Annotated in this window: 21 protein-coding genes; 12 read left to right on the plus strand and 9 right to left on the minus strand. The window is 38.2% G+C overall.

The window, feature by feature from the left end; translation table 11 throughout:
* Positions 1–230: 230 nt before the first annotated feature.
* Positions 231–1,091, minus strand: coding sequence for an AraC family transcriptional regulator (locus QSJ81_RS01230; protein WP_285715593.1), 861 nt, complete (start codon positions 1,089–1,091; stop codon positions 231–233).
* A 364-nt stretch (positions 1,092–1,455) separates the two neighbouring features.
* Here QSJ81_RS01230 and QSJ81_RS01235 point away from each other — a divergent pair, with 364 nt between their 5' ends.
* The 3 genes from QSJ81_RS01235 (at position 1,456) to QSJ81_RS01245 (ending at position 4,083) form a co-directional block, all read left to right on the plus strand.
* Entirely contained in the window at positions 1,456–1,665 is a 210-nt protein-coding gene (locus QSJ81_RS01235; protein WP_285715594.1) for a hypothetical protein, read from the plus strand.
* 124 nt (positions 1,666–1,789) lie between these two features.
* Entirely contained in the window at positions 1,790–2,197 is a 408-nt protein-coding gene (locus QSJ81_RS01240; protein WP_285715595.1) for a TRAP transporter large permease subunit, read from the plus strand.
* Between the two features lie 41 nt (positions 2,198–2,238).
* Entirely contained in the window at positions 2,239–4,083 is a 1,845-nt protein-coding gene (locus tag QSJ81_RS01245) for an APC family permease (RefSeq protein WP_285715596.1), read from the plus strand.
* A 130-nt stretch (positions 4,084–4,213) separates the two neighbouring features.
* On the opposite strand, the gene QSJ81_RS01250 is transcribed toward QSJ81_RS01245, so the two are convergent.
* On the minus strand, positions 4,214–5,503 hold the full coding sequence (locus QSJ81_RS01250) for a sensor histidine kinase (protein ID WP_285715597.1): 1,290 nt from the start codon (positions 5,501–5,503) through the stop codon (positions 4,214–4,216).
* Positions 5,493–6,167 carry a response regulator transcription factor gene (locus QSJ81_RS01255; protein ID WP_285715598.1) on the minus strand — a complete coding sequence of 225 codons (675 nt, stop codon included), beginning with the start codon at positions 6,165–6,167 and terminating at the stop codon, positions 5,493–5,495. The genes QSJ81_RS01250 and QSJ81_RS01255 overlap by 11 nt, the downstream gene beginning before the upstream one ends.
* Before the next feature lie 249 nt (positions 6,168–6,416).
* On the opposite strand from QSJ81_RS01255, the gene zwf reads away from it, so the two are divergent.
* Together zwf and pgl are read left to right on the plus strand one after the other, a co-directional pair.
* On the plus strand, positions 6,417–7,934 hold the full coding sequence (gene zwf / locus QSJ81_RS01260; protein WP_285715599.1) for a glucose-6-phosphate dehydrogenase: 1,518 nt from the start codon (positions 6,417–6,419) through the stop codon (positions 7,932–7,934).
* The gene (gene pgl / locus QSJ81_RS01265) at positions 7,931–8,683 is read left to right on the plus strand and encodes a 6-phosphogluconolactonase (RefSeq protein ID WP_285715600.1); all 753 of its coding nucleotides are present in this window, start codon (positions 7,931–7,933) and stop codon (positions 8,681–8,683) included. The genes zwf and pgl overlap by 4 nt, the downstream gene beginning before the upstream one ends.
* Before the next feature lie 262 nt (positions 8,684–8,945).
* On the opposite strand, the gene QSJ81_RS01270 is transcribed toward pgl, so the two are convergent.
* The 4 genes from QSJ81_RS01270 to upp form a co-directional block, all read right to left on the minus strand.
* Entirely contained in the window at positions 8,946–9,809 is an 864-nt protein-coding gene (locus QSJ81_RS01270; protein ID WP_285715601.1) for a 2-oxoacid:ferredoxin oxidoreductase subunit beta, read from the minus strand.
* Positions 9,809–11,554 (minus strand): 2-oxoacid:acceptor oxidoreductase subunit alpha, encoded by a 1,746-nt coding sequence (locus QSJ81_RS01275; RefSeq protein ID WP_285715602.1) that lies wholly within the window; start codon positions 11,552–11,554, stop codon positions 9,809–9,811. Before QSJ81_RS01275 ends, QSJ81_RS01270 begins: the two co-directional genes overlap by 1 nt.
* A 221-nt stretch (positions 11,555–11,775) precedes the next feature.
* The gene (locus QSJ81_RS01280) at positions 11,776–12,018 is read right to left on the minus strand and encodes a hypothetical protein (protein ID WP_038668535.1); all 243 of its coding nucleotides are present in this window, start codon (positions 12,016–12,018) and stop codon (positions 11,776–11,778) included.
* Positions 12,019–12,223: 205 nt separating this feature from the next.
* Positions 12,224–12,850 (minus strand): uracil phosphoribosyltransferase, encoded by a 627-nt coding sequence (upp, locus tag QSJ81_RS01285; protein ID WP_038668538.1) that lies wholly within the window; start codon positions 12,848–12,850, stop codon positions 12,224–12,226.
* 172 nt (positions 12,851–13,022) lie between these two features.
* Between upp and splB the strand changes: the two genes are divergently transcribed.
* A complete protein-coding gene (gene splB / locus QSJ81_RS01290) occupies positions 13,023–14,051 on the plus strand; it encodes a spore photoproduct lyase (protein WP_285715603.1) in 1,029 nt (342 codons plus the stop codon).
* A gap of 28 nt (positions 14,052–14,079) precedes the next feature.
* Here splB and pnpS read toward each other — a convergent pair whose 3' ends face one another.
* Positions 14,080–15,855 carry a two-component system histidine kinase PnpS gene (pnpS, locus tag QSJ81_RS01295; RefSeq protein WP_285715604.1) on the minus strand — a complete coding sequence of 592 codons (1,776 nt, stop codon included), beginning with the start codon at positions 15,853–15,855 and terminating at the stop codon, positions 14,080–14,082.
* Positions 15,856–16,040: 185 nt separating this feature from the next.
* Here pnpS and QSJ81_RS01300 point away from each other — a divergent pair, with 185 nt between their 5' ends.
* From QSJ81_RS01300 to QSJ81_RS01315, 4 genes are all read left to right on the plus strand, one after another.
* A complete protein-coding gene (locus QSJ81_RS01300) occupies positions 16,041–17,846 on the plus strand; it encodes a GGDEF domain-containing protein (RefSeq protein ID WP_285715605.1) in 1,806 nt (601 codons plus the stop codon).
* A gap of 98 nt (positions 17,847–17,944) precedes the next feature.
* Positions 17,945–18,805: a phosphate ABC transporter substrate-binding protein gene (locus QSJ81_RS01305; protein WP_285715606.1), complete on the plus strand. Its 861-nt coding sequence runs from the start codon at positions 17,945–17,947 to the stop codon at positions 18,803–18,805.
* A gap of 121 nt (positions 18,806–18,926) precedes the next feature.
* Positions 18,927–21,074, plus strand: coding sequence for a methyl-accepting chemotaxis protein (locus QSJ81_RS01310; RefSeq protein WP_285715607.1), 2,148 nt, complete (start codon positions 18,927–18,929; stop codon positions 21,072–21,074).
* A gap of 414 nt (positions 21,075–21,488) precedes the next feature.
* Positions 21,489–22,568: an HD-GYP domain-containing protein gene (locus tag QSJ81_RS01315; RefSeq protein ID WP_285715608.1), complete on the plus strand. Its 1,080-nt coding sequence runs from the start codon at positions 21,489–21,491 to the stop codon at positions 22,566–22,568.
* Between the two features lie 87 nt (positions 22,569–22,655).
* Here the strand turns inward: QSJ81_RS01315 and QSJ81_RS01320 are convergent, their stop codons facing one another.
* Complete coding sequence (locus tag QSJ81_RS01320; protein WP_285715609.1) at positions 22,656–23,885, minus strand: aspartate kinase; 1,230 nt, start codon at positions 23,883–23,885, stop codon at positions 22,656–22,658.
* A 232-nt stretch (positions 23,886–24,117) separates the two neighbouring features.
* Here QSJ81_RS01320 and QSJ81_RS01325 point away from each other — a divergent pair, with 232 nt between their 5' ends.
* Positions 24,118–24,498 carry a pyridoxamine 5'-phosphate oxidase family protein gene (locus tag QSJ81_RS01325; protein ID WP_285715610.1) on the plus strand — a complete coding sequence of 127 codons (381 nt, stop codon included), beginning with the start codon at positions 24,118–24,120 and terminating at the stop codon, positions 24,496–24,498.
* Positions 24,499–24,631: 133 nt separating this feature from the next.
* On the plus strand, positions 24,632–25,243 hold the full coding sequence (locus tag QSJ81_RS01330) for an acetate uptake transporter (RefSeq protein ID WP_285715611.1): 612 nt from the start codon (positions 24,632–24,634) through the stop codon (positions 25,241–25,243).
* Positions 25,244–25,565: the final 322 nt, after the last annotated feature.

Here is a 25,565-nt window from a genome sequence, read left to right on the forward strand (position 1 = left end):
TCCGTATCCGATATCTTTTTCTTTCATTAGTTTTTTACGATTTGTAGTCTGTTTATCCGAGGTAAAAAATGGTCTTACATAGTATAAAAATAAAACAGCAGCACATTAGTGCTGCTGTTTTACGGAATCAGAAAGTATAACACTTTCTTGATTCCAAGTAAGAACGACTAAGGCTTCTGCCTGCGTCCGAGGACTTGGCACAAGCCAAGTCTTTTCTTATTTTTATACTATTACTGTTTAATTCGGTATTGGGCAGGTGTAACTCCAGCATTCTTTTTAAACAGCTGACAAAAGTATGATACATTACCAATGCCAATTTGATTGCAGATTTCCTGTAAAGGTAAGGACGTAGTCCTTAGTAACAAAGAGGCTTCCCGCAGGCGGCGATAGGTAAGATATTCAGTAATGGTACTTCCTGTAGCTTTGCGAAAAAGATGGGATATGTGAAAGCGAGACAAATGGAGTTCTTTTGCTAGAGATATCAATGAAAATTCTTCGTGGTAATTTCTATCGATCCATCTCATAACCTGTTCGGCGTAATGAATGTGGCGAAGTTCAACTTCTCTTTCAGTCTGATTTTGGACAGTCCATTGATTTTTTACTGTATTTAAAAAAAGCATAAAAAATAGAGAAAATCCTTCTGTAACCTCCAACTCTTTCTGGCGAGAAGCATATAAATTGAAAAAAGTGCTAAATTCAGAGGGGTTGTCAACCTGAATGACTTGGCAATCCAGGTTACTTTGCCATAAATATTGAAAAAAGCGATATAAAATAGTAAAGCTTTGCATGTAAGAATTGACAGTAGACGGTTCTAGTAATAGCTTGGAGCGAATATAAAAAGTTTCTTCTGGTATGTCAGCCTTTACTCTATGAAGCTGAAAGGGTTGAAAATACATCAGTGATCCTGGCTTAAAGGGATAAATATTTTGATCAATAATGGCCGAGCCTTCTCCCTGCTCTACATAAATAAATTCCATGCCAGGATGGGAATGGAATTTATCCCAGAGATTTTTGGAAGATGTAGTATGTTCATGAATGAATTGATGTGGGTTTGCATTCAGTTCAAAGTTAAAATCGTCCAATGTAGACAAATAAATCACCCCACTAACTAAATTACATATAACAATATAACAACATTTTAACACAATCTTCAGTTAATGTAATAGACAATATTTCGATTATACTAAAAATAGAAATAGTCGCAGAATTTGTAAATTCCTAAGGGTATTAAAGGATGCGATAAAGAAGGATATGTATGATTATAACAAGGAGACTGTTATTATGCTGCTAAAAATGTGTTGCATGGTGTCGTTGCCTTAGAAGAGGATTCTATTTTAATAGATTCGTTTACGCTAATACGGCAGGATTTCTCATAAAAAGAAGCATTAGTAACTAATCTTTAATGAAGCTACATTGCTATAATATTTCGGTTAAAAAGTATAAAGAGAGATAATTGTGAGTAAAAATCGATGGAGTATTTTAGTTGCTTTATCATTGTTTCTAGTTTCGTCTTTGGTAACAGGCTGTAGTTCTAGTGCAACTAAAACTCAAATAAACATTGTTTTAAAAGCGGCAGATGTTCAACCTGAAGATTACCCAACTACTATGGGCTTAAAATATATGGCAAAACTTCTTGATGAAAAAACCAAGGATGTATCAAATTAGAAGTGTATGCAGGGGGCAACTTGGCGGAAAAAAAGAAACCATTGAAATGCGCAAATGGGATCCTTGCAATTAATCGTATTAGTGCATCGCCACTAGTTGGTTTTGTTCCTGATTCGGCTGGATTATGGCTTATGAACATATCCCTCAAAATATTGCAGCAGGAATATCATCAGTTACAAAGAATCCTATACATGTACTGATGATTATTAATGCATTTGTACTAATTGTTGGATTCTTTATGGATCTAGCGGCTTCTATTTTGATTCTCACTCCTATCTTTTTACCTATAGCTATGAGTATTGGTATGGATCCTGTTCATTTTGATATTATGCTATTACTAAACTTATCAATTGGCTTGGTTCATCCGCCTGTAGGAAGGGCTTTGTTCGTTGGGTGTGCGATCGCAAAATGCAGTCTAGAAAGTACTGTAAAAGTGGTGCTCTTATTTATCCCGGTTTTGATCGCTGTCCTTTTGTTAGTAGCTTATGTTCCAGCAGTTACAATGACTTTGCCTAAAATGTTTATGCCCTAAGTGGGACAGATTTTTTCAGATTTATGGAGGTGGAATAAAAGTTGATTCGAATTGCCCGCCGCCTTCTTATTGGAAAGCCGCTTCATAATAAAGAAATCATGCATGAGCGGCTGCCCAAATGGAAAGCCTTGTCTATTTTCTCATCTGACGCATTATCATCCGTTGCATATGGGCCAGAGCAGGCCCTACTCGTATTAGTGGCGGCGCAAGGGATTGTTGCATATGGCTATTTGTCCCCTGTTATTATCGCAGTATCCGTTCTTTTGCTTATTGTAGTATTATCTTATGTCCAAGTTTCCAGGGCAAATCCTGAAGGCGGAGGCGCCTACGCTATTGCAAAGAAAAATATTGGTGAATTTCCAGCCTTAGTTGCTGCAGGAGCCGTTTTCGCTGATTATGTATTAACGGCGGCAGTTAGTGTTGCTGCTGGTACAGCTGCGATCGTATCGGCTTTTCCTGCTTTAGCGGGGAAGGAAATAGGAATTGATTTAGCAGTCTTATTCTTTATTCTTATGTTGGTTAATTTACGAGGTTTGCGTGAATCTTCGACTGCATTTGTGTATCCTACCTATGCCTTTCTGCTGGGGATGGTAGTGCTAATCTGTACTGGAGTTTACCAAGCTTTTACTAGTGATGTCGCCCTCATCCCAACAGCATCATTGGAAAAACAGCCTATGAGTATGGCCATGTTATATATTGTTCTGAGGGCTTTTGCCAATGGTTGTAGCTCTATGACGGGGGTAGAAGCAATTGCTGATAGTGTGCCCTTGTTTAGAAAGCCAGAAGCGAAAAATGCCATTACGACAACTTATTGGATGGCAGGGATCTTAGTTACTATGCTTGGCGGCGTTACCTTCATGATGATGCATTTTCACATAAGCCCGATTCTAGAGGTTACCGCCCTATCTCAGCTTGCTGAACGTATTTTCGACCGGTCATTTTTATATTATTACATACAACTTACAACCATGGTAGTATTATATTTGGCAGCGAATACAGCATACAATGGTTTGCCAGTACTGCTATCAATTGTTGCGAAAGATGGGTACTTACCAAGGTACCTTAGCTCCCGGGGTGAACGCCTAACTTTCTCTAATGGGATTATCGTGATCACTGTTTCGGCAGCAGCTCTTATCGTTGCCTACGGCGGACAATTAGATCATTTGATCGCATTATACGCGATTGGTGTTTTTATTTCCTTTACCATAGCCCAATGCAGCATGGTAGTGCATTGGAAAAGGGAAAGGGGAAGAGGTTGGTTAGTGCGAGCAATTGTAAATGGTATTGGGGCTTTAGCAACTGGTTTGGTAGTTTTCATCATAACGTTAACCAAATTTAGTCATGGTGCCTGGGCAGTATTAGTCTTTATTCCATTAATGGTTTTTATTTTCAAAAAAATTCGGGCCCACTATGACGATATGGCAGAACAATTACATCTGCCTTTAGACGTTAAACTAGAAAATGATGATGAGGCAGTCGGAAGAAACTTTGTCATTGTGCCTATTTCCTCCCCAACGCGTGTAGTTTATGAATCCCTTAAATTTGCAAAAACGCTTAGTAAGGATATCATTGTCTTACATATTGCAAAAGATGATGAAAGTGCAGCGAGAGTACAAGTAAAGTGGGAAGAGTGGAATCCTGGCATGGATTTGGAAATCATTCAATCGCCTTATCGCCTTACGATCCAGCCACTCCTGGATTATGTGGAAGAGTTAAAGAAGAAGAAAAATCCTGAAGATTATATTACTGTTGTCATTCCCGAATTCGAAACGAGAAAATGGTGGCACAGACTGCTGCATAATCAGACAGGTTGGATTCTACATGCTATGTTAGTTATAAAGGAAAATGTAAGTGTGACGACCATTCCCTATCACTTAAACAAGTAATTCTATAGCTAAATGATAAGAAAGACTTGGCTTAGGCCAAGTCTTCAGACGCAGGCAGAAGCCTTAGTCGTTCTTACTTGGAATCAAGGAGGTGTTATACTTTCTGATTCCGCAAAAAGCCCATATCCTTTTAGGATATGGGCAAAGTTATGAGAAATTCCGTTTTTACCATAGGTTCACTGGTGACCTGGATAGTACCGTTATGTGCTTCGATAATCAATTTGGCAATCGATAACCCTAATCCTGTACCGCCTTTAAAACGAGATGTATCTACTTGATAGAAACGATCAAAAATCTTCCCTAGGTGTTTTGGGGGAATTCCTTCGCCAGTATCGGAAAAAGTGAGAATGATATTTTTGGAAATTTGTTGTAAATGCAGAGAAATTTGCCCACTTGCTGGGGTATGACGAATCGCATTATCAAATAAAATAGTTATTACTTGCCTGATGGTTCCTTCATCGCCATAACAATAAATATCTGGATTAACTAAAACATGAAGTTTCAGATCTTTGGTAGCAGCTAAAGGACTGAGTGATGCTAATGAACGTGTTATCGCTTCACTTAGAGAAAAGTGCTTCTTTTCGATTAGCGGTTGCTTAGAATCGGCACGCGCAAGAAAGAGTAAGGAATTTACCAATTTGGCCATAGCATCCGATTCTTCTTTAATATTATGTAACCATTTATACTGACTTGCGACCGTTTCTCCTTGGTTATCGAAGACAATTTCTAAATTAGTTTGCATGATGGTTAGGGGGGTACGCAGTTCATGAGAAACATCTGCTAAAAAGCATTTTTGCTGCTCCCACGCATTACGAATAGGAATTATAGCGCGATTCGCCATATAAAGACTTCCACCTAGAGATAAGAGGAGGCATATGAAACCAATGAAAAGTAAGGCAGTCACAAGGCTGCGAAGTAATTCTTTTTCCCGCTGAAAGTTTTGGAAAAGCAGCAGCATTCCAGGTTGGTTCTGAAGAGGAACTTTACAATAATAGTAATAAATGTCTTGAGAAGTAATAGTGCCTGTTGTCTCTACCTTATCTAAGGTTTTTTCCACAAGAGCAGACAATTGGCTAGGTTCTAAGGGTTGTGTAGAAGATTCAAAAAAAATCTCGCTGCTAGGACCAGTTTTAACAAAGAAAATGAGTGGATGGTCTGGTCGAGGGCCTGGTGGCGGGGGAAAAGAAGGGCGTTGCTCACCATTTGGTGGGCGATCTTCCCGATTAATTGGACCATTAAGGGGGATATCTTTAATAATACCAGCTTGGATATCAAAGATTATTTTTCTAGTAAAATCTTCTGTATGGGTCTTCATTTGACTTTCAGCAAAAAAATAAGTCCCTATGGTTAAGATTAAGAAAAGTGCGGCAATGATCACCAAATTAATAAGTGTAAGCTGTAAACGTAGTTTATGAAACATATTGTTTATCCTCAAAGAAATAACCTACACCACGTACGGTTCTAATCGAAGTAGTATTGAGCTTCTTTCTTAAATAATGAATATAAAGATCCACGTTCGCAATTTCAGTACCGGAATAGTAGCCCCAAATTTTTTCAAAGATACGTTCCTTGGTAATAACTTGTCCTAAATTTGACATTAAAAGTTCCAATAAAAGTGATTCCTTGACGCTAAGTTGAATAATTTCATTTTCTTTTGTTACTTCACCACGTAAAGGGTCAAACATCATTTCTGGAATTGTAATCTTGGCACTAACGAGTTCTTTGTTTTTTCTTCTGCTAAGTGCCCGCAATCTAGCAAGTAATTCTTCAGAAGAAAAAGGTTTGACTAGATAATCGTCTGCTCCAGCATCTAAACCTTGGACACGATCCTTAAGAGTATCCTTCGCTGTGAGAAATAAGACGGGAGTAGCAAAACCTTCATGACGAAATTCCTGTAAGATCGAGATACCATCTAGCTTAGGAAGCATTCGATCAAGAATGATTATATCATAGATGCCAGTTAAGGCCATTTCAATACCTGTTTCTCCATCCGAGGCAATATCAGTATCGTAACCACTCTTTTTCAGCAAATAGGATAACGCATCAGCCAAGCGATGTTCATCTTCGATGAGTAATAGCTTCATAGACAAACTCCTTTCCATTATATACATTATTTTATATCATCATTCTTTGAATTGCATTTAATTTTGGATAGAAAGGAAAAAAGATGTAGAAAAATAATCGGCTTTACGGATACGTTGTCATTATATAGTTAATTTGGGATAATATATAAGAAGACAGGAGTTTTAGATAGAAATAAAGAATGTCTAGTGATATAGATACATGATTTTAGTCAATTTCATAATTATAAAAAGAAATTGTGGGGTGAGTAGATGTTACGCGATGTAAAGATAGGTCCTACTGTTATTGTTATTTTTGGTGCATCTGGTGACTTAACCCGAAGAAAAATCATACCAGCTATTTATAATTTATTTATTGATGGCTGGTTGCCAGAAACGTTCTCTATCGTGGGAGTAGCACGTACAGCTTCCACAGATGAGGCCTTTTGTCATCAATTACGTGAAGGTGTGGATACCTTTTCCCGGAGGGGGAAAGCAAAAGAGGAGGAGTGGAGTAAATTTGCCTCAGCTATAAAATATATGGCAGCTGATTATAATGACAGGCAAACCTATCTTTCTCTTTTAGAAGATCTGGATGCAGGGTGGCGGCAGTCAGCCAATAAAATATTTTATCTTGCTACACCGCCCACCTTATTTACCGTCATTGTAGAGCAATTGGGACAGCTCAAAGCATTCCGTGGAGAAAAAAACTATCGTATTGTCATTGAAAAACCATTTGGCAAAGATTTAGAGTCAGCTCGTGCCTTGAATCAATCATTAACAGAAGTTTTTGATGAAGCCCAAATTTACCGGATTGATCACTATTTAGGAAAAGAGACAGTACAAAACATTTTAGCCTTCCGTTTTGCAAATGCCATGTGGGAACCTATTTGGAACCGTAGTTATATTGATCATGTTCAGATAACCGTAGCTGAAAAAGTGGGAGTTGGCAGGCGGGGGGGTTATTATGAGGGGGCAGGAGCCTTGCGTGATATGGTTCAAAATCACTTGCTGCAAGTAATGTGTCTGGTGGCAATGGAACCTCCTACTTCCTTTCAGGCAGATGAAATTCGTAATAAGAGGGTTGATGTACTAAGTGCCATTCGTCCAATTGAAAAGGATGAGGTAGAAAAATTTGCTGTGCGGGGACAGTACGATAGGGGCGTTGTGGATGATCAGCCCGTTCCCGCTTATCGGGAAGAAGAAAATGTGGCAGAGGATTCTGGGAAGGAAACTTTTGTGGCCATGAAATTATACATTGACAATTGGCGCTGGCAGGGAGTACCTTTTTATTTGCGAACTGGTAAGCACTTGCCAGGCCGTGTTTCCGAAATCTCACTACAGTTTCGTCCCGTTCCCCATCATCCCTTTTCGGACAGCGTCACTCCTGCTAATCGTCTTGCGATTCAAATTGAACCGAAAGAAGGTATTATGCTGCGTACCCAGGCAAAGGAACCTGGACTTGGCATGAAAATAAAACCGGTAGAAATGCATTATACATATCAAGAGGTTTTTAAATCTGCCTCTCCGGAAGCGTATGAAACCTTGCTGTTAGATGTGGTTCGTGGAGATCCTAGCTTATTTATGAGAAATGATCAAGTAGAAATGGCTTGGTCTGTCTTAGGTTCCGTGCTAGAAATTTGGGAGAATTCGATACCCGTTGATTTCCCGAATTATGCCCCTGGCGAATGGGGACCTAAAGGAGCAGAAGATTTAATTACACGGGATGGAAGAAGCTGGTTAGTGCCTGCATGTTTGGAATCCAATAGAAAGGATGGAATATGCCCATGATTAGGATTTATGATGATGTAGATGCACTCGGGTTAGGAGTCGCTGAATTATTCGTAGAAAAGGCATGTAAAGCAGTAAAAGAGCGGGGGCGATTTACCCTCTCACTAGCGGGTGGGGAAACACCACGGCGAATTTACGAGATGCTAGGTAAAGCGCCCTACAATCATCTCATTCCCTGGGAAAAGGTTCATGTGTATTGGGGAGATGAAAGGTATGTATCAGCCAATGACAGCCAAAGTAATCAAGGTATGGCCCGTAAAGCTTTATTAGAGCGTGTATCCATTCCCCCCGAACAGATTTACCCTATTGTTTGCGAATCAACTCCTCAGCAGACAGCAGAGGATTATGAAAAGGTCATTACTGCCAATTTCTATGGACAGACTCCAGCTTTTGATTTTATCTTCCTCGGTTTAGGGGCGGATGGCCATACAGCCTCTTTATTCCCGTTTACTTCTGTACTAAATGAGAAAGACCGCTGGGTTGGCCATGTGCATCTACTTGACTTAGATAGCCATCGCGTGACTTTGACAGCTCCTCTGATTAATCATGGGGTAACTATCGTATTCATGGTAACTGGTGCCGCTAAAGCCGAAATTGTTCGAGAAGTACTTGAAGGACCTAAGGATATTCAACGATTACCCTCTCAACTGATTGCACCGCAAAATGGTGAGTTATATTGGATGCTAGATCAAGCTGCAGGTAAGTTGTTACAAAAAAATAAAGAAGACTTGATTCAGATGGAGTTTTAACTCCATCTGAATCTTAGTAGCACTTATCCAGGGACTTAGCCGCTCTTAACTCCAACTTATATAAGTGAGCCTTGGATTCGAAAATCCTTAGAGCGAACTTACTTCTAGTTTTACAGACTGTTATCCTAACCAGAGGGCAGGATATTACAGGCTGTTAACGAGATGAAGATGGGAGTCTTAGAGCGGTTTAGTCATCGGATAAAAGGTAATAGACTAAGACTCCCTATATGCCACGTAGCATATAGGGAGTCTTAGTCTATCCTTAGTACAGTTTTTGCATGAGGTTTGTGATATCAATATTATCAATTTTTTGTTTGGCCAAAGGCTGGTGAGAGAGTTGGGGCAGTGAATCTTGAAAAGTGGGGCGCAAAGTTTGATAATATAGGCCTATGGGAATTTGCTCACCCCATAATCCAGCAAAGGTTAGTGCTTTTTCTAAATCAGCAGGATCATACCCTTCCATTTCTTCAATGGGTTTTACACGCTGTTGATACCACTGATAGGTATTGGTGTGATTAAAAGAGACACAAGGTTGCAGGATATCAATCACTGCAAAACCTGGATGGGAAATGGCCTGTTCCATAAGGGAAACCAGCTGAGTGCTATTGCCAACAAAAGCCCGAGCAACAAAAGTAGCCCCTACATTTAAGGCCATCTTTACGATATTAATAGGATGCTCGACGTTGCCAAGGGGGGCGGGAGTGAATTTTGTTACTGCTCCTAAGTCACTTGTGGGGGATGACTGTCCTTTTGTCAAACCATAGATTTGATTGTTATGAATAAAATAGGTTATATCTATATTACGCCTTGCCGTATGGACAAAATGTCCCATGCCAAGGCCCATGCCATCACCGTCACCGCCTTCTGCGATTACAGTAAGATTATGATTGGCTAATTTAACCCCAGTTGCTACAGGTAAAGACCGTCCATGTAATGTTTCAATTCGGTAAGTATTCATGTATTGGCCAATTTTACTAGAGCAGCCAATTCCCGTTGCTAACACAGTTTGCTCTAAGTCAAGGTTTAGGGAAGTCATAGCTTTCTTGAGTGCCATAAAAATTCCATAGTCACCACAGCCGGCACACCAAGTAGGGACATAAGGCAGATTAATATCATGAGCAGCCATTAGAAAAGCACCTCCTTGATTTTTGCCAGAATTTCAGAAGGAAGAAAGGCACGAGAATTATATTTTAGAAAAGTATAATCTGTTTTATGCCCAGTATTCGCCCGAAGAATGCTACCAAGCTGGGCTGTCTTATTGCCTTCAATTAGCAGGGTTTTCTTTGCTTGTTGTAAGACTAGTTCAGTAGCAGTGATAGGGAAAGGAGATATGTATAAAATTTGTAAGAAGTTAACGGAAATATTTTGACTCGCGGCCAGTTCCATAGCTTCTAAAATAGCGCCTTTAGTTGAGCCCCAAGCAATAATTGTTAGGTCAGCATTTGGAGGACCATAGAATTTAATAGCCGGTATTTCTTTTTCCATCGCAGGTAGCTTGTTATATAACTTATCCATACTATTGACTGTTACCATTGGCTCATTAAGGGCATATTCTTTATTCCCCGAGCTGTAAAACCCATCTTCTCCGTGGGTATAGCTAGTGGCAATATGGCGTCCACCTACCTGACCTGGGATAGCCCGAGCTGAAATTCCATCGGGAGTGTTTTCGTAGCGAAGATAAGGCTGCTCTTTGGCTTCAAAAAGCTTACCACGCTCTATCGTCAAACTTTCGGTGGCAAATGGAAGTTGAGAAACAGAGGAATCAGCTAAAAATTTATCTGTCAAGATGATGCAAGGCACTTGATATGTATCTGCTAAGTTAAAGATGCGAAAGGTTTCATAAAAACATTCTTCAATATCACCAGGGGCTAAGACGATCCGAGGAAACTCGCCTTGAGAGGCGTGGACAACAAAATTTAAGTCAGCTTGCGCCGTTCTGGTGGGTAATCCTGTGCTAGGACCACCACGTTGGGCATTTACCATTACTAGAGGTATTTCCGCTTGTGCAGCAAAGCCTAACGCTTCTACCATTAAGGCGAAACCACCACCACTGGTGGAACCTATGGCTCGTGTACCAGCAAAAGAGGCACCAATTAACATATTAATCGCGGCTATTTCATCTTCTGCCTGCTTAAATACTAAACCATACTCGGCACCATGATCCGCTAAATAGCTTAGGACACTAGAACCTGGTGTCATTGGATAGCCAGCGGAAAATTTGCATCCTGCTTTAATAGCTGCTATAGAAATGGCTTCATTGCCGTTAATCAACATTTTTGGTTCGGCTTTTGGTTCAAAAGGGAAAGGAAAGGTTTTGGAACTAGACAAGGTTTCCATCACAAGATGATAGACTTCATCTAAAATTTGAATGTTTTCTTGTTGTATTTTTTCATTGTGAAACTCAGTTTTCATTACGTCAATGAGTATCTGTTTTGGATATCCTGTGAAAGCTGCAAAAGCACCTAACATGGCACTATTTATCATGATTTTTGCTCCGCCCTTGGGAATAGAGCTTGCTAAAGCTACAGGACATAACAAGGTTCCCTCTGGGACCTTTGTTGCATCTATTTTTGTTGTGGTGGCATCATATAGTACAATAGCACCTGGGTTTAGTTTATCAGCATAACAGTCAAAAGCTTGCTGAGAAAATAACCCTAAGAAATCAATGGTTTCTTCATAAGCTGTTATTGGCTTATCTGATAAACGTACTAAACAAGAATTCAATCCGCCTTGGATCAAGGATGGATATTCATTTACTACAAAAGACCACAATCCACTACGATTTGCTCCTTTAGCAATGATGGAGCCAGCACTCATCACTCCATAACCTGCTTCACCGCCAAAGAGGCAAGTATAATAGCTTTTGTTCATAGCAGTATCCTCCTAGATATTATTTGTATATAAAACAATTTCGTGAAAATTAAGAATATCCCTTTTAAAATTTTCTAATAAAAGTAAAAAAAATATCAAAATTTGTAAAATGTTCTTGCTGCAACACCGTAATCGATAGAAATAGGGTCAGTGTTTCCTTTTTTCATGAGTATGAAGGAAACACTGACCCTATTTCTCCTATAAGAGGGAGCCTGTGCATGTTAATACAATTCACCTTTGAGTCTAGCTGCTTCTGCTTGCTGTTCTAAGTAATACCACCTTATAGATTTACCAATAATACATCTCATAGCATCAATTTTTCCTTCTTTGGCCAACTTTCTCATTTTATCTAAATCAAAGCCATTATAAGAAAAATAGCTTGCTGAGATAAAACCACGATTTTTCAACTTTTTGCGATATTGACTCACATCTCTACTGTCTAGTTCAACTTGCCAAATCGCCATACCTATCCCAGCCTTTCTTGTATTTTATTTTTTAAGTTCATTATACACCTTTTTCAGAAAAATGATATTGTTTTTGTGTAAATTTATTGTTAAAAAAGCTAGAAAAAAGTATGCATAGTATAGAATGTTTTTTAACAAGAGAAAGTTGTAGTAATAAAAAAATACATGCACTTCATCGAAAATGACGAAGCGCATGTATCGCTTTCTACTTTGTGCCAAAAATACGGTCACCCGCATCTCCTAGGCCAGGAACAATATAACCGTGATCATTTAATTTTTCATCCACAGCAGCTACATAGATGTCAACATCAGGGTGGGAGTCGTTAATCAATTTAATCCCTTCTGGAGAAGCAACTAAGCACATGCATTTAATGTTTTTTGCACCTTTATTTTTAAGAATATCAATCGATGCTGCTAAGGAATTACCAGTGGCAAGCATCGGATCAATTAAGATAAAATCTCTTTCTGCTACATCACTTGGTAATTTGCAGTAATATTCTACTGGCATTAATGTTTTTGGATCCCGATAGAGGCCAATATGCCCAACTTTAACAGCAGGAATAAGTTTTACTACTCCATTTGTCATACCCAGACCAGCTCGCAAGATGGGAACAATACCCAATTTTTTACCTGATAACATTTTACAAGTACATTTGGCAACTGGGGTTTCGATTTCAACATCTTCTAGTGGTAAATCTCGAGTAATTTCAAATGCCATTAACATTGAGATTTCTTCTAATAATTCGCGGAATTCTTTGGTTCCTGTATGTATATTGCGTATTAGGGATAATTTGTGTTGAATTAACGGATGATCAATCACTTTAACATTCATTTTCCTATCAACTACCTTTCTCAGTCTATTGAATAATTTACAACAAATCGGATAAAAAAGCAACCTAACAGCCACTTTTATTTTATTTTACTGCATTTTGCATAAGAATCTTCTAATTATGCCTAGACTATTAAAGAGAATAAATTAGAGTATGTCGATGAGGAGGAGAAGGATGAGCCATATATTTGTTCCGAAAAGGGTTTTTTTTGAACCAAAGGCTTTGGATTATCCCAAGGGAAAAGAAATATATGAACGGTTACAAGATATGAAGGTGCCTATTTCATTTACAGGTTCTCATAATCGAGTTACTGGCATACCTGGAAAAACCACTCAGGAGGCATACCAAGAGGCTAAAAGTACCTTAGTGGTGGGGGTTAGGAAGAAGTTAGATTTTGCTGGATGCAAGCCCTCGGCCCACTATCAACTGCCGTTAACGACGAGCTGTTCTAGCATGTGTGAATACTGTTATTTAGCAACTACTCTAGGTAAAAAACCATACCTTAGAGTCTATGTAAATATTGATGAGATATTGGATCAGGCATCTCACTATATGAAGGAGCGTGCACCAGAGGTAACTTGGTTTGAAGGGGCTGCTACTTCTGATCCCATTCCTACAGAGTATTTAACAGGACTACTATATAAAACAATTGAGTTTTTTGGTGCAGAGCCTTTAGGACGTTTCCGTTTTGTTACTAAGCATGATCAGGTGGATTCTCTATTAACAGCTAAGCATCAAGGACACACACGATTTCGCTTCAGTATAAACGCTGCAAAGATTATCGAAAAATATGAGCATAAAACACCATCCCTTAGCCAAAGAGTTACTGCTGCTGCCAAAGTAGCAATTCATGGCTATCCCATTGGTTTTATTATTGCACCTATTTTTTATTATCCAGGTTGGGAAGCCGATTATCATGAGTTAGTAAAAGAGTTAGATATACAGCTTCCCCATGAAGTACGTAAAGATGTTACCTTCGAATTAATATCTCATCGATTTACAACCAAGGCAAAAAGAAACATTCTAGAAATATTTCCGCAAACGACCTTGCCTTTAGAGGAAGAAGAACGCAAGTATAAGTACGGACAATTTGGCTATGGTAAGTATGTTTATCAAAGTGAGACCATGAAGGACATGAAAACATATATGCAAAAGGAAATACAGAACTATTTTCCCCAAGCTCAAATCGATTATTTTGTATAAGGATCTTTCTCCGGTAAGATGAAGTGAATTATGCCAGCGGTAGTGTAATGGTAAAGGTTGTTCCGATATTAACCGTACTTTTCACATCAATTCTGCCGCCATGCATTTCGACGATGAATTTGACAATGGCAAGCCCGAGTCCAGTACCACCAGCACCGCGAGAGCGGGCCCGATCAACTCGATAAAAGCGATCAAAAATGAGGGGGAGATCCTTTGCTGGAATACCAATTCCAGTGTCTTCGATGGTAAGTATTGCTTCGTCATTTTCCTGGAAACAGGTTAGGACCACTCGACCAAAAGGTTGAGTGTATTTAATGCTATTATCAAGTAGATTAATCAAAATTTGTTTTAGCCAGTCTGGATTCGCCATAATGATAGGGTCAGCAGTAGTATGAATATCTACGGTAATATTTTTCTCTTGGGCATTGGAGCTAAGGTCTTCTTTGGTAGTATAGAGTAATGGGTTTAATGGGGTCGCCTCTAGCGTTACTTGTTGCCTGTATTCTTGGGAATTGAGTTTAGCCAATTGTAATAATTCATGGATCAAACGCTGCATTCTTTCTGATTCTGTATGGATTATGTTGAGGAATTTGGTACTCAGTTGTGGATCTTCTATGGCCCCATCTAAGAGGGTTTCAGTAAAACCTTTAATCGTGGTAAGAGGAGTGGCAAGTTCGTGGGAGGCATTTGCGACAAAGTCAGCTTGCCGATCATGAATATCTTGCAGAGCTGTTACATCATGGAACACGCTTAAAACAGCTGTGATTTCATTTTCCGTAGTGGTAATAGGAGCAAAAAATACTTGAAAAACCCGGGGAGTATTTTTGATATTTGTTTTAAGATAGATGTGCATATTTTTCCCTTGGTCAAGGGTTTGGTGTACGGCCCGATCTAATTGACTGTGACCGAAAACTTGCATGTTATGTTGATGTAACATGGAATCACTAATATCAAAGGATTCACGGGCCATTTTATTAGCCGTCGTTACCCGACCATAACGATCAAGGAGGATAACAGCGTTATCCATATGCTGGAGTATAAGGTCCAGCTTTTTTGTTTCTGCAGTGGATTCGCTGATTTTATCATCTAAGTTAGAGGTCAAGTTGTTGAGAGTAGGAGCGAGAAGTTCGAGTTCATCGCCTGTGCGTATATGAAGCCTGCGATCTAAATTTCCATTCGCCATTTCTTGGGCAGCCCTAGTTATTTCCTCTAAAGGGGCTGTATATTTTTGGGCCAAGCGAATGCTTAAGAGAATGGCCAAAAAAGAAGTTAGTAACATAGTAACTAAAAGGGTAGATTTAATTTGATTAAAACCAGCTTCAACAGCGGCGAGTGTACTAGATATTCGCACTGCACCGACGATTTCACTGCCACTTAGAATGGGGTTTGCCACATATAACATATTCTGGTCTAAAGTAGTGCTATAACGGATGGATGTGCCGACTGTTCCGGCGAGAGCAGCAGAAATTTCTGGCCTATGCAGGTGATTTTCCATCGTTGCTGGATTTTCCCAAGAATCAGCAAGTACATCCCCATTTATGTTAGTAACAGTGATCCTTAGGTCGTCCTTTGTGGCTAATTCTTTGATTTGGTTATCAATATTGGCTTTTTCAGTTGGACCTATCATATAGTTCTCTAAAAAATGTTCTGTAACTCTTGCATGGGTTAGTAGGCTAGAGGTGAGAATTTCTATATTATGTCGGTGAAAATACCAAAGAAGATACCCGCTTAGGCATGACATCGTTACAATAATTAATATGAGATAGTTAACGATTAATCTTAATTTAATCCCCCATCTGAGCATAATGATCCTCCTTGGACGTTTATTCTAGAAAAAGCATACAATAAAATCAGAAAACTCGCTAGAAAAATATTCTAAAGGATGAATTAGTAATATTTAACACAAAATTAATGATTGCATAACATGAGATTTCAAATATTTCTTTACTATTAATATAGGATACGTATTAATAGTTTGGAGGAAAAGATATGCCAGCGGTGCTGTATAATCAGTTAATAAAAAATCAGAATTACAGCCAAAATGAGCAAAACATTCTTAATGCACTAGAAGAAATTCTAATTACAAGAGATGTGAAGACAGTTTTTCAGCCTATTGTTTCCCTACTAGATGGAAATATCTTTGGCTATGAGGCTTTGAGTCGTGGTCCACAAGGATCAATGCTAGAGCGACCAGATAACTTATTTGCAGCGGCAGAAAAGTTTAATAAACTATGGGAATTAGAGTTTCTCTGCCGAAGTAAAGCATTTACTAGATTAAAAGGTTTAGCAAAAGATAAAATGCTATTTATCAATGTAGATCCGAACATTATAAATGATGAACGGTTTAAAAAAGGCGCTACTTTAGAAATGTTGCCAACTTATGATATTGACGTTAGCAATATTATTTTTGAAATTACAGAAAAAAATTCCATTGATGATTATAAAAGTTTTCGCAAGGTTCTTGACCACTATACAAGTCAAGGTTACAAGATAGCAATTGATGATACAGGATCAGGGTACTCTGGTTTGAAACTTTTAGCAGAAACTAGGCCTCAGTTCATTAAAATTGATATGGATTTGGTGCGAAATATTGATAAGGATGTTTTAAAACAAGCCTTGATGAAGGCTTTTCAAGAATTTTCTATTGTGACGAATATGAAAATCATAGCTGAGGGTATTGAAACCATTGATGAACTGAATACTTTAATTCAAATCGGTATAACTTATGGACAAGGGTATCTGCTACAAAGGCCAGCCCCTGAATTTTTAGAGATAAATCCTTTGATTAAAGATAATATTCTGCAAAAGAATAAGGAAAAAAAACAAGAAGCTTTTCATACACCCTTAACCATGCCTATTGGTGAAATAAGTAGGCGGGACCCTGGTTTTCCAGAGCAGGTCACTGGATGCACAGTGCTGGATTACTTTAGTAAGAATCCGAGCTTAATGGGGATACCTCTTTTGCAAGGGGATGTTCCCGTTGGACTGTTGATGAAGAATAAGTTTCTTGCTCATTTAGCCACTCAATATGGAGTTGCTGTTTATATGAATCGCAGTGTTGGCTCCCTAATGGATAATAATGCATTGATCGTAGATTATGATATGCCATTAGAACAGGTATCAAAATTAGCGATTGCAAGATATGAGGACAGCCTATATGACTATATCATTGTAACCCAGAAGGGAAAATATTATGGTGTGATTACCGTAAGACAACTCTTAGAGAAAACGACCCAGTTAGAAATTAATCGAGCAAAACATAGCAATCCACTAAGTGGCCTGCCAGGCAATATATTAATTGAAGAAAAATTGCACCAGGTCATTGAATCAGGAGAACCGTATTCCGTACTATATTTTGATCTTGATAATTTTAAAGCCTATAACGATATTTATGGCTTTGATAATGGTGACAAAATTTTGTGCATGACAGCTCAGATTATCCAGTCCCAACTAAAGGATGCGAAAATGACAGATGTATTTGTAGGCCATATTGGTGGCGATGACTTTATTGCAGTACTGCGTAATGTTGATATTGTGTCTCTTTGTCAAACAATTATAGATTATTTTGATGTGCGGATACGGGGATTTTACACAGAGATAGATCAAAAGTTGGGGTATATTGTTGCGAAAAATAGACATGGTGTAGAAGAAAACTTTCCAATTGTATCTTTGTCTATTGCTGTAGTAACCAGTAGCGGGAAAAAAATTAGAAATCCTGCTGACATCGGAGAAGCCGCTAGTGCCGTGAAAAAGAAATGTAAGCTAGTATGGCGGAGTTGTTATTGTATTGATTAAATAGATGGATTTTAACATAATGTTAACAATGCCTTAACACATAATGTTTGAGATTATTTTACAATCTAAATATAGTAAATTTTTTAGGAGGTCTTGAAATGAAGTTCTTGAAAAAATCGAAAATGCTCGTAGCAGCTGTAGCATTAATGCTTGGTGTTAGTCTGATTGCTGGCTGTGGCGGTGGTAAAAAAGAAGAAGCAAAAGCTACAGATATTCAAGGAACAGTGACTGCTTCTGGTTCTACAGCTCTTCTCCCTTTATTAAAGCCGGCTCAGGAAGCCTTTCAAAAAAAATATGAGAAAGTTACTGTTAACGTTGCAGGTGGTGGTTCCTTCACTGGTTTGAATCAAGTAGCAGCCGGTTCAGTGAACATAGGTAACTCAGATGTTGCAGCTACTGGTGAATATAAAGATAAAGGTCTTGTAGACCATCAAGTAGCAGTTGCTCCTTTTGTGTTTATTGCTAATAATGATGTGAGTGTTGATAACCTGACTGGGCAACAATATGTTGATATTATGACTGGTAAAATCACCAATTGGAAAGATGTTGGTGGTAAAGATCAAAAAATTACTTTGGTTCACCGGGCAAAATCATCTGGCTCTCGTGCGACCATTGCTGAAGTAGTACTTAAAGGTGTTGAATTCACGGATAACGCTGTTATTCAAGACTCCAATGGAGCTGTAAGATCTGCGATTGCCAGCACACCTGGTGCCATTGGTTATGTTGATGCCGCATATGTTGATGCTTCCGTAAAAGCACTTGCTTTTAATGGCGAAAAATATACTCCTGATGCGGTGATAAATGGTAAATATCCTGTATATGCTTATGAACATATGTATACGAAAGGCGAGGCTACTGGTGCAGTTAAAGCTTTTATTGACTACGTAATGAGCAGCGAGTTCCAAGATGCCTTTGTTGCAAAAAATGGTTTTGTACCTATCACTAAAATGAAAAAATAGTTTAAATAGGTAAATAGTAAGCAGATAAGGTCATGTGAATATCATGGCCTTTTCTTTTTATGCAACTGGAAAATAGGATTGGTAGCATGGAGTCATTTTTGCTTGGGAGGAAAAGGGAAGTATGTATAAGAAACTTGTACAGTTTTTAAAAAGCACATCTGTACTTAAATTTACGGGGACTAAGAATGCTACATTTAAAAAAAATAGGTTAAAGATGCCTAGTTTACAATGGAAGAGGAAGAATATTTTTACTTTCATGAGAAATAGTAATATGAATTTTTTGCGGCAAATTTCGTGGAAGATATCTTGGTCATCATTGGCTACCCAGGCTACGATCGGTATTATTCTTATATGTGTTGTACCTTTGAGTTTGATCGGTTGGTATTTTACTAAGCAAACAATGGAAAGCTTAACCCAGGCTGCGATTGACAAAAATAATAAAGTTGCTGATCGAATTGCCAGTGATATTGGGGCTAATATTCAGGCAAAAAAGAATTTCTTAATGATTACCAGCTCAACGGCTGCTATTCGTGGACTGGATAAAGAAACAGTAAAAAACTATCTAGCTCAGGTTAAGCCTTATTATGGTAGTAACGAGGCTCTTTTTGTTGCTCAGAAAGATGGTATGCAAATTTGGCGTACTGACGGTGGAACTTTGGTCAATATTGCTGATCGCAGCTACTTTCAAAAAAACCTTCAAGGAGCAGTTGAATTTTCTGATCCCATACATAGTAAGGTGAATAATCAGTTAACCATCATAGCATCGGTACCTATTTTTGGTGCGGATAATAAAGTGCAGGGAGCGCTGGGGGCAAATCTCTCCATGCAGAATGTAAATAACCTAGTAGAGCAGATCTTGTCCCAGAATCCAGGTTATTCGATTACTATCATTAACAAAAGTAGAGTCCCGCTATTTTATCAAAGTGATTCATCAGCAGTTGAAGAATCAAAACAATTAAATGAAGAATATTATAAAGAAGCTGTGGAAAAACAAACAGGTAATACGATCGGAATGTTTCGTAACCAAGAATATTTTATCTCCTATCGCCCTATTGCCAATACGGATTGGATTGCAGTATCGGCTTATTCAAAAGATACCGCATTGCAAGCCGCATCAGATGTGATTGAAAATAGCACAAAGATTATTTTCTTAATGATCATCATGCTTCTTATTATTGGTTTATTTGTGATGAGAAAAGCTCTTGCTCCTTTACAGAAATTAGCAGAGGGTGCAGATATCGTAGCTGAGGGAAATCTAACCCATACCATGGATAACTATAAGCATGATGAGTTAGGCCATGTTGCTACGGCTTTTAATAGTATGACAGTTAGTTTAAGGGATATTGTTCAATCTGTAAAACAATCCTCTGCCCATGTATTAGAAGCAACAAATACGGTAGCAGCTACTTCTGAACAATCACGGGTAGGCAGTATTCAAGTTTCTCAGTCAGTTGCTGCAATTGCTGAACAAATCGCCAAGCAAGGGAAAGATACGAAAAAAACGGAAGAATTGTTACAAAAGTTAGTAGCTATTACGGCTGGTGTTTCGGATAGTATTCACCAAACCGCAGAATTTACAGATACTTGTTCGTTAGCGGCCACACAAGGCCAGCAGGTTATCAATGATACAGTAACTAAGATGCAAAATATTAAGGGACTTGTTGCGAGCACCGCAAAAACTGTTGGAGTACTAGGGGAAAGTACTAGAGAAATTAGTACCATTACAGGGATGATTACTGAAATCGCGAAACAAACCAATTTGTTGGCTTTAAATGCAGCTATTGAAGCGGCTAGGGCGGGAGATGCGGGCCGAGGATTTGCCGTAGTAGCAGATGAAGTCCGTAAATTGGCTGAACAATCAGCAACGGCTACTAAAAGTATCTCTTCCATTATAAATAAAATCCAATCTGAAAGTAGTGGTGCTGTTCTTGCGATGCAACAAAGTTTTGAGAATGTAGAGCAGGGGGTAGAAATTGCACAAAGTAGTGGTATGGCATTTAAAAAAATCGTTGAGGCTATCAGTCATGTGCAACAAAAGGCTAATGCCATTATCTCTGAAACAGAGAGTCAGGTTAGATTATGTAGAGAGGCCATGGAGACCGTTACCAGTATTAATACCTTAGCAGCCAATAATACCAGTGGTGCTCAAGAAATTGCCACAGTATGTGAAGAACAAGCAGCTTGTGCGCAAGATATTACTTCTTCGACAGAGAAGTTACAAGAGATGGCTTATAAGTTAGAAACCTTAGTAATGCAGTTTAAAGCGTAATGAGGATTAAAGAAGATTGAATTTTGGTAGAGTAATTTGTTATTGACTAATTTTCGCTAAAATATGATAATAGAAAATAGATGATTTCATTAACATTGGTGAATCTTTTCAACATGGTAAAGAACATAAGACAGGTCTAGTAAGTGTAACTAAGAAGATTGACTGAATGCCATCTTTACGAGGATCAAAAGCCAGGCATATGCCTGGCTTTTTTGTTTTGAAATCGCTAAGCATATAGATAAAAATTCTTTTGTAACGTTGCTCTTACGTATTCATACTTTTATATATTTTTTATGGTTAAGCTTATTTCACTTAAAGGCACCGTTGACGGTATGGATGTTGGAGGTGTACTTGATTTTTTTTGATGAGTGCATCTTTTCTATGACATGGTAAAAATATGAGGAGGAATCTAGAGTGGTTGCAGGAGGAGTATTCGATAAATATAGAGGCTGGCGAAGAAGCAAGTCCTTACTTGATAAAAATAAGAGTAACAAGGTACTTCATGTACTAAAAGAAAATATTGATTTTCTGCAAAAGTTAATTGATACAATTCCCAATCCTATATTTTATAAAGATTGTAAAGGTATTTATCAAGGTTGTAATCGTGCCTTTGAAAGCTATATTGGTAAAGAAAAATCGCAAGTAATTGGTAAGAATGTTCATGAACTGTCTTCTTATGAATTATCATCTACATATTATAAAATGGATGAAGAATTATTCCTACATCCTGGTGTTCAAAATTATGAAAGTTGTGTACAATATGCGGATGGTACTCAGCACGATGTTATCTTTGATAAAGCTACCTACACCAATACCAACAATGAAATTGCTGGGTTGGTTGGGGTGATAACTGATATTACAGAACGTAAAAAAATGGAGTTGGAACTAAAAAGGAGCACGGAAAAATTAAATGATATATTAGAACAAATTGTTCGTGCTATGGCAACTGTTACTGAAACTCGGGATATGTATACAGCTGGGCATCAGCGGCGCGTATCTGAACTTGCAGTAGCAATCGCACATGAAATGCAGATGTCTGATGAAGTAATTAAATCTGTTCAGGTTGCGGGAATGTTGCATGATATTGGAAAGATTGCCGTTCCTGCGGAAATATTAACAAAACCGAATGCATTAAGTACTCATGAATTTGGAATCATTCGTGAACATGCAGAGGCAGGTTACTTAATTCTAAGTTCTATTGAATTTCCTTGGCCGATAGCGGAAATTGTTTACCAACATCATGAAAGAGTAAACGGCACAGGGTATCCAAAGGGGTTAAAAGGGGAGGAGATGTTACTGCCAGCGAAAATTATTGCAGTCGCAGATGTGGTAGAAGCTATGTCGTCTCATCGTCCTTACAGGGCTAGTCAAGGAATTGTTCAAGCAATACTTGAAATAAATTCAAATCGTGGAAGTCTCTATGATGAAGAAGTAGTATTAGCTTGTATTAAAGTATTTGAAAAAAAGGCTCCCTTTACGTTAGAAAATGGATAAGGATACGTACTTAATACATAAATAAAACTAAGGCTCACACCTTCCCTCTAGGATTGGCGCGAGCCTTAGTTTTATTTATTCTATTTACTACTCTTCAGGGAAGAAGCGGGCGTGAATTGCATTTACAGCTTCCTTTACCCTGCTAGCTTGAATGAGGCAGGAAATACTGATTTCCGAGGTGCTAATAACTTCGATGTTTACCTCAGCATCGGATAAAGCCCCAAACATATTGGCGGCGATACCAGGGCTTCCTAACATGCCTGCACCAACTATAGATACTTTGGCTACATTATCATCTAGAAGAATTCCAGCGACTTGCATTTCTTTTCCTAATTCTTCTACGATTTTCTTAGTTTGAGCAAGATCAGGCAAGGCTATGGTAAATAACATATCAATTATATTTTTATCAGTATTACGAATGCTCTGTACAATCATATCCACATCAATATTGGCTGTTGCTAAAGCTGAGAAAATTTTAAAAGCAATACCAGGTCGATTGGGAACGCCTAATAATCCTATTTTAGCTACATTCGTATCGTGAGTGACCCCTTTAATTACAAATTCCTTTTCTTCCATTGTACATACCTCCTTAATAAATGTGCCTGAATCTTGGGTGAAAGTTGAACGTACATGAATAGGTACACCATAATGTTTACCCATTTCCACTGAGCGAGGCTGCATGACAACTGCCCCTAGCCTAGCCATTTCGAGCATTTCATCACAAGTAATTTCTTTCATGCGGCGAGCATTTTTTACAACCCTAGGATCCGCAGAATAGATACCATCTACATCCGTGAATATTTCACATACATCTGCCTTGAGTGCTCCAGCTAAAGCTACGGCTGAAGTGTCAGAACCACCCCGACCTAAGGTCAGAATGTCCCCCTCTGCATTAGAGCCTTGAAAACCAGCGACAACAACAATATTACCTTTATCAAGCTGGGCTAAAACTCTCTTAGGATTGACATTTAGAATTTTACCTTTAGTATAAGCGTTATTGGTTTTTATACCGGCTTGCGAACCAGTAAGGGAAATTGCAGGATGCCCCAATTTATTGAAGGTCATCGCCAGTAAGGCAATGGTTACCTGTTCGCCCGTTGATAATAGCATGTCCATTTCACGAGCATATGTATAAGGTTGTCCAACTAAGGTATTGGCTAAGGTTATTAAATCATCAGTAGTATCTCCCATTGCTGATACCACTACAACCATTTTATCTTCAGGACCTTTTTCCCGTAATACCCGTTGGGCTACTGCCATAATTTTTTCAGGTGTAGCAACGGAACTCCCGCCAAATTTTTTTACAATTAAAGCCATCCCAATCCTCCTTCAGTTCACTTAGTACTGTTAATATAATACACTATTCCTCCTGAAAATACAAATAACTTTTCAAGAAGGACATGTATTGCCTTATTTATTATATTATACGAATAGGTATACAATATATAATCATTAATAAAGGATAATTTTTCTTAAAAAAGAAGGAAACTGTAAAAATAAAGGGAATATATAGGTATAAATAGATGCTGAAGAGTGGGAGGTCATAATTATGGAATTAAAAGAATATTTTGCATCGGTTAAAGGTACAGGTATTTTATCTACTGCTGATGATAAAGGGGTAGTGAATGCTGCTGTATATGCAAGCCCCCATTGTCTAGAGGATGGCTTGGTCGCGTTTATTATGAGACCACGCAAGACTCATGAGAATATTATCCTTAACCCTAGTGCTTGCTTCTTATTTATGGAAGCGGGTAGGATGGAAGGGAAACGTATCTATCTCACTAAGGTAAAGGAAGAAAAAAATAGTGAATTGCTTTTTTCTCTCCGCCGCCATTGTAAACAAGATGAATCAGAAAGGAAAGAAGACTTATATCTTGTTTTCTTTAAGGTAGATAAAGTACGGAATTTAGTGGGAGATCAAGAAGTTTAATAGCGTAAAAAAGGAAAGAAGGTAATGGTAATATCATTACCTTCTTTTTTTGTCGTAATTTATAATATTTTAACATATTGACACGAATTTTAGTTTTGTGGTAACTTAGCTATAGAAAATAAAGGAGGCTTTTATGAACAATAATGACACGCAACATGTAAAACTCGTAGTAGCAGACCCATCTAGCTTAGGATTATTTGGTTTGGCAATGGTTACTTTCGTAGCATCAACTCAAAAACTCGGCATTACAACAGGTTTATCTTTTGTGATTCCATGGGCCATTTTTTTGGGAGCTTTTGCTCAATTAATGGCGGCATCACTCGATTTTAAACACAATAATATTTTTGGTGCTACTGCATTTGCTGGGTATGCTTTCTTCTGGTTTTCAGTTGCAGCTTGCTGGTTAATTAAATTAGGAGTTTTTGGACAGGCTCTCATGACGGGTATCGATATGGGACAATTAGGTTTTGGTTTTATTGGATATTTGATTTTTTCATTATTTATGACGATTGGCTCTACGGAAACAAACAAGGTATTATTTACCATATTCGTACTCATTGATGTATTGTTGGCAATGCTAGCCTTAGATGCTTTTGGCGTAAATCACTGGGCTCATACAGTAGCTGGATACACTGAATTTGCTATTTCTTTAGTATCTTTTTACGGCTCAGCTGCCGTTGTCTTAAATCATCACTTTGGCAAACCATTTTTACCAACGGGTAAGCCTTTCGGAATCTTTAAATAATATTAAATAAAATAAGACGCTTTTTAGAGGTGTATTTCGAATGACATTCAGTTGTCATTCAAAATACACCTTTTTGTTTTCCATTCAAAAAGTGTATACCCTTTGACGCGGCATTATTAATTAAGATGTCAATTTTATGATGGTTGACGATAATGAAATTGAACATTTCTTTGATAGTTTTAATATTTTCTAAATCTATTTCATAATAATATCCATTTAACTGCAGTAATATGAGAAGAGATTGTCACTAAATTGTAAAATTCACTATCAACACTATTATATATTTTCTATTTAGAAATAGGCATATATTTAAAAAAATGGC

The organism is Pelosinus sp. IPA-1 (assembly GCF_030269905.1).
In the GTDB taxonomy this organism is placed as follows: domain Bacteria; phylum Bacillota; class Negativicutes; order DSM-13327; family DSM-13327; genus Pelosinus.